This window comes from Arthrobacter sp. RT-1 (assembly GCF_003367205.1).
Lineage (GTDB): Bacteria > Actinomycetota > Actinomycetes > Actinomycetales > Micrococcaceae > Arthrobacter.
Map to the genome: position 1 here is coordinate 1 of NZ_QRGQ01000032.1, position 5,195 is coordinate 5,195.

The following is a 5,195-nucleotide window of genomic DNA, read 5'->3' on the forward strand; positions in this document are numbered from 1 at the left end:
CCTCAAACGCGGCGGCCACGACTACCGCAAGGTCTACGCCGCCTACAAGGCAGCCACCGAATTCAAGGGCAAACCCACCGTCATCCTCGCCAAAACCGTCAAGGGCTACGGACTCGGACCCCACTTCGAAGGCCGCAACGCCACCCACCAAATGAAAAAGCTGACCCTGGACGACCTGAAGAAGTTCAGGGACCACCTGCGGATTCCGGTCACGGATGAACAGCTGGAGAAGGATCCGTACCAGCCGCCTTACTACCACCCGGGCACCGATGCGCCGGAGATCCAGTACATGATGGAGCGCCGCGCAGCCCTGGGCGGTTCCGTGCCGGAGCGCCGCTCCAAGCACGCCGAGATCACCCTGCCCGAGGCCAAGTCCTACGAGGTGGCAAAGCGCGGCTCGGGCAAGCAGCAGGCCGCCACCACCATGGCGTTCGTCAGGCTCCTGAAGGACCTGATGAGGGATAAGAACTTCGGCAAGCACATCGCCCCGATCATCCCGGACGAGGCCCGCACCTTCGGGATGGACGCCTTCTTCCCCACCGCGAAGATCTACAACCCCAAGGGCCAGAACTACCTGTCCGTGGACCGGGACCTGGTCCTGGCCTACAAGGAATCCGCCCAGGGCCAGCTGATCCACCCGGGCATCAACGAAGCCGGCGCCGTGGCAGCGTTCACCGCCGCCGGCACCGCCTACGCCACCCACGGCGTGCCCCTGGTCCCGGTCTACGTGTTCTACTCCATGTTCGGCTTCCAGCGCACCGGCGACGCCTTCTGGGCAGCAGCGGACCAAATGACCCGCGGCTTCATCATCGGCGCCACCGCCGGACGGACCACCCTCACCGGTGAAGGCCTCCAGCACGCCGACGGCCACTCCCCGCTGCTGGCCTCCACCAACCCGGCAGTGGTCACCTACGACCCCGCCTACGGTTACGAAATGGGCCACATCATCCGCGACGGCCTGGAACGCATGTACGGGCCGGACTCGGAAGACCGGAACCTCATGTACTACCTCACGGTCTACAACGAGCCGATCACCCAGCCCGCCGAACCGGAGGAACTGGACGTCGAGGGCGTCATCAAGGGCATTTACCTGCTCGCTCCCGCAAAGATCGACGGTCCCCGCACCCAGATCCTGGCCTCCGGCGTGTCGGTACCGTGGGCGCTGGAAGCCCAGCGGATCCTGGCCGAAGACTGGTCCGTCTCCGCCGACGTCTGGTCCGTCACCTCATGGAACGAACTGCGCCGCGACGGCCTCGCCGCCGAGGAAGAAGCGTTCCTGAACCCCGGCGAACCCGCACGCGTACCGTTCGTGACACAGCAGCTCGAAGGTGCCACCGGACCTGTCGTGGCCGTGTCCGACTACATGAAGGCTGTCCCGGACCAGATCCGCCAGTTCGTGCCGAACGAGTACGCCACCCTGGGCGCGGACGGCTTCGGCTTCTCCGACACCCGCGCAGCAGCCCGACGCTTCTTCAAGAACGACACGCACTCCATCGTGGTGCGTTCCCTGGAGATGCTTGCACGCCGGGGCGAGGTGGACGCGCAGGCTCCCATCAAGGCCATCGAGAAGTACCGGCTGCACAACGTGAATGCCGGCTCAACCGGCAACGCCGGCGGAGAGGCTTAACCCCTCCACCGCAGCATCAACGACGGCGGCTCCCTCCGGAAGGCGGGGGCCGCCGTCGTTCGTTGGAGGGGCCGCCGGCTGTGTGACGCACAACAAGGCGGATTGTAGCCTTTGCACAAATGGAGCTTGCGGGACGCTGCCCGTATGCTCGAAGGATGCCAGCACCAGCCACCCCGTCCGCCAAGCGCAAACCGTCCCAGCCCAAGGTCACCCCGGAGAAGTCCGAGACCCTGAAAAAGTTGCGCGCAAATGTGGGACAGCTGTCCACCGCCACCATGCGTGAGCTGGAAAAATCGCTCCCCTGGTACAGCCGGCTGAGCTCCGACGAACGGTCGGCCCTGGGCATGGTGGCGCAGAACGGCATCGCCGCGTTCGTCACCTGGTACGAGCGGCCGAGTTCCCCGTCATGGATCCTCACGGACGTCTTCGGCACCGCCCCGACGGAACTGACCCGCTCGATCAGCCTGCAAAAGGCCCTGCAGCTGATCCGGATCGTGGTGGAGGTGGTGGAGGACCAGGTTCCGGTCATCGCGCCGGAGGCGGACCAGCCCTCGCTCCGGGAGGCTGTCCTGCGGTATTCCCGGGAAGTGGCTTTTGCTGCGGCGGACGTCTATGCGCGCGCCGCGGAATCCCGCGGCTCCTGGGATACCCGCCTCGAAGCATTGATCGTGGACGCCATCCTGCGGGGCGAAAACACCGACGCCCTGCGCTCCAGGATTGCGGCGCTTGGCTGGAAAGCGCAGGAACGCTTCACGGTCATGGTGGGCAATTCACCCTCCGAACCCAGCGCCAGCTACGTCAGCGAGCTGCGGCGGATGGCCGGGCGCTACGCGGAAGACGCGCTCGTGGGCATCCAGGGCGACCGGCTGATCCTCATTCTCGGAGGGGTCCAGGACCGCGAAACCGCCTACGTGAAACTCAGCGAGATGTTTGCGCCCGGACCCGTTGTGTATGGCCCCGAGGCGGGTTCCCTGCTGGAGGCCAGCGGCTCAGCACAGTCCGCCTTTGCCGGTCTCACCGCGGCCAAGGCCTGGCCCTCCGCGCCGCGGCCGGTGGCGGCCGACGACCTGCTCCCCGAGCGCGTCATCTCCGGCGACGACGCCGCCCGCCGCTCGCTGGTCAAAAACATTTACCGGCCCCTGCTGGCGGCGTCCAATGGACTGGTGGAAACGCTTGGCACCTATCTCGAACTGGGGCATTCCCTCGAGGCCACCGCCCGTGAACTCTTTGTCCATGCCAACACCGTGCGCTACCGGCTGAAGCGGGTCTGCGACGTCACGGGCTGGGATCCGCTCCTTCCCCGCGAGGCGTTTGTCCTGCAGGCAGCGCTCGTGGTGGGCCGCCTTTCGGCCCCTCCAAAAGCCGCCACGGAACGTCAGCCGTCGCGGAATCAACCCTGAGGCGTTGTAGACTTCCTACAACCTGACCCCGTGAGCTTGGTGCCGACAAACACCGCTGGATCACACAGTAATTTGGAAAGCTGGATACGTGCTTGCAATAGTCTGCCCTGGACAGGGCTCACAAACCCCGGGTTTTCTGGCCCCTTGGCTGGAACTTCCCTCGGTGGCAGGCCAGCTGGCCTCCCTGAGCGACATCGCGGGTATTGACCTGATCGCCCACGGAACCACCTCGGATGAGGAAACCATCAAGGACACTGCCGTAGCGCAGCCCCTGATTGTCGCCGCCGGGCTGGTGGCCGCGGCATCCCTCTTCGACGTCGAACTCAACTCCCTGCCGGTGATCCTGGCAGGCCACTCGGTCGGTGAAATCACCGCCTCCGCCCTGGCCGCTGTCCTGACCGAGCAGGAAGCCATGACCTTCGTCCGCGAACGTGCCAACAGCATGGCCGCCGCTGCCTCCGTCACCCCCACCGGCATGAGCGCCGTGGTGGGCGGGGACCCGGCCGAGGTCCTGGCAGCCATCGAGGCGTCCGGCGCCACACCTGCCAATGTCAACGGCGCGGGCCAGACAGTAGCCGCAGGAACCTTCGACCAGCTGAAAGCACTCGCCGACAACCCGCCGGCCAAAGCACGGGTCATCCCGCTGAAGGTTGCCGGCGCCTTCCACACAGGCCACATGTCCCCCGCAGTCAGCGCCCTTAAGGCGCTTGAGCCGCAGCTGAAGCCGCAGGCGCCCACTGTTCCCCTGCTGTCGAACTACGACGGCGGCGAAGTCACCGACGGCCCTGCCGCCGTCGACAGCCTCATCGCCCAGGTATCCCGCCCCGTGCGCTGGGACCTCTGCATGGAAGCCATGGTCCAGCGCGGCGTCACCGGCGTCATTGAACTGGCTCCCGCCGGTACCCTCGCCGGCTTGGCCAAGCGCGGCATGCCAGGGGTCAAGACCGTGGCGGTCAAGACCCCCGACGATCTTTCCGCCGCCCTGGCACTCTTCGCAGAACTGGAGGGCAACGCATGAGCGTTCCCACGCTGAAGCAGGCTCCCCTCCAGGAGCACACCCGGATCCTTGGGCTGGGCGCGTACCGGCCGGACGTCATCGTCACCAACGATGATGTGTGCCAGTGGATCGACTCCTCGGACGAGTGGATCCGGCAGCGTACAGGAATCGTGACGCGCCACCGCGCCAAGGCGGATGTGAGCGTCATTGACATGGCCGAGGGCGCTGCCCGTGAGGCGATGGAGAAGGCCGGAATCCAGGCCTCTGACCTCGGCGCCGTGATCGTTTCGACGGTGACCCACCCCTACGCCACCCCTTCGGCCGCTGCAAGCCTGGCTGACCGGCTGGGTGCTACCCCGGCCCCTGCCTTCGACATTTCCGCAGCATGTGCCGGCTACTGCTACGGCATCGCCCAGGGTGACGCCCTGGTCCGGTCCGGAACGGCCAAATATGTGCTGGTGGTCGGAGCGGAGAAGCTCTCCGATGTCATCGACAACCGTGAACGAACCATCTCCTTCCTGCTTGGCGACGGTGCCGGCGCCGTCGTCATCGGCCCGTCCGACACTCCGGGCATCTCGCCCTCGGTTTGGGGCTCGGACGGCAGCAAGTGGGACGCGATCGGTATGACTCGCTCCATGCTGGACGTACGCGACCTCGGCATGGCTGCCCGCCAGTCGGACTCCACCGGCGACCTCGCGCTGCTGGAAGAAGCCCAGGAGCTCTACCCCACGCTTCGCCAGGACGGCCAGACGGTGTTCCGCTGGGCTGTCTGGGAAATGGCGAAGGTGGCCCAGCAGGCACTCGAGGCTGCCGGCGTCGAGGCCGAAGACCTGGTGGCGTTCATTCCCCACCAGGCCAACATGCGAATCATCGACGAGATGGTGAAGAAGCTGAAGCTGCCGGAGACGGTTACAGTGGCACGGGACATTGCCGACGCCGGCAACACGTCTGCCGCGTCCATCCCGCTGGCAACGCACCGCCTGCTACAGGAAAACCCGGAGCTGAGCGGCGGTCTCGCCCTGCAGATCGGCTTCGGCGCCGGGCTGGTGTTCGGCGCCCAGGTAGTTGTCCTTCCCTAGCAACGCCCCACGGGCCGCATCCGCGGCCCGGCCCATTTCCGGCAGCCCCTGCCGGCAACACAAGAAAAGGAGCCACTAATGGCTAGCAACGA

At 66.2% G+C, this 5,195-nt stretch carries 4 protein-coding genes; all 4 read left to right on the forward strand.

The window, feature by feature from the left end; genetic code table 11:
• The coding region (locus tag DXK94_RS17455; protein WP_395929807.1) for a transketolase-like TK C-terminal-containing protein at positions 1–1,627 on the forward strand (1,627 nt) is incomplete at its 5' end.
• 155 nt (positions 1,628–1,782) lie between these two features.
• Positions 1,783–3,027 carry a CdaR family transcriptional regulator gene (locus DXK94_RS17460; protein WP_115525906.1) on the forward strand — a complete coding sequence of 415 codons (1,245 nt, stop codon included), beginning with the start codon at positions 1,783–1,785 and terminating at the stop codon, positions 3,025–3,027.
• A gap of 88 nt (positions 3,028–3,115) precedes the next feature.
• Complete coding sequence (locus tag DXK94_RS17465; RefSeq protein WP_181884867.1) at positions 3,116–4,045, forward strand: ACP S-malonyltransferase; 930 nt, start codon at positions 3,116–3,118, stop codon at positions 4,043–4,045.
• Positions 4,042–5,103, forward strand: a complete 1,062-nt coding sequence (locus DXK94_RS17470; RefSeq protein WP_115525908.1) for a beta-ketoacyl-ACP synthase III — start codon at positions 4,042–4,044, stop codon at positions 5,101–5,103. Before DXK94_RS17465 ends, DXK94_RS17470 begins: the two co-directional genes overlap by 4 nt.
• Positions 5,104–5,195 lie beyond the last annotated feature (92 nt).

Bases quoted from the DNA above. Each gene is read 5' to 3' on its own strand.
- DXK94_RS17470 (WP_115525908.1), top strand. From the start codon at position 4,042: ATGAGCGTTCCCACGCTGAAGCAGGCTCCCCTCCAGGAGCACACCCGG.
- DXK94_RS17460 (WP_115525906.1), top strand. From the start codon at position 1,783: ATGCCAGCACCAGCCACCCCGTCCGCCAAGCGCAAACCGTCCCAGCCC.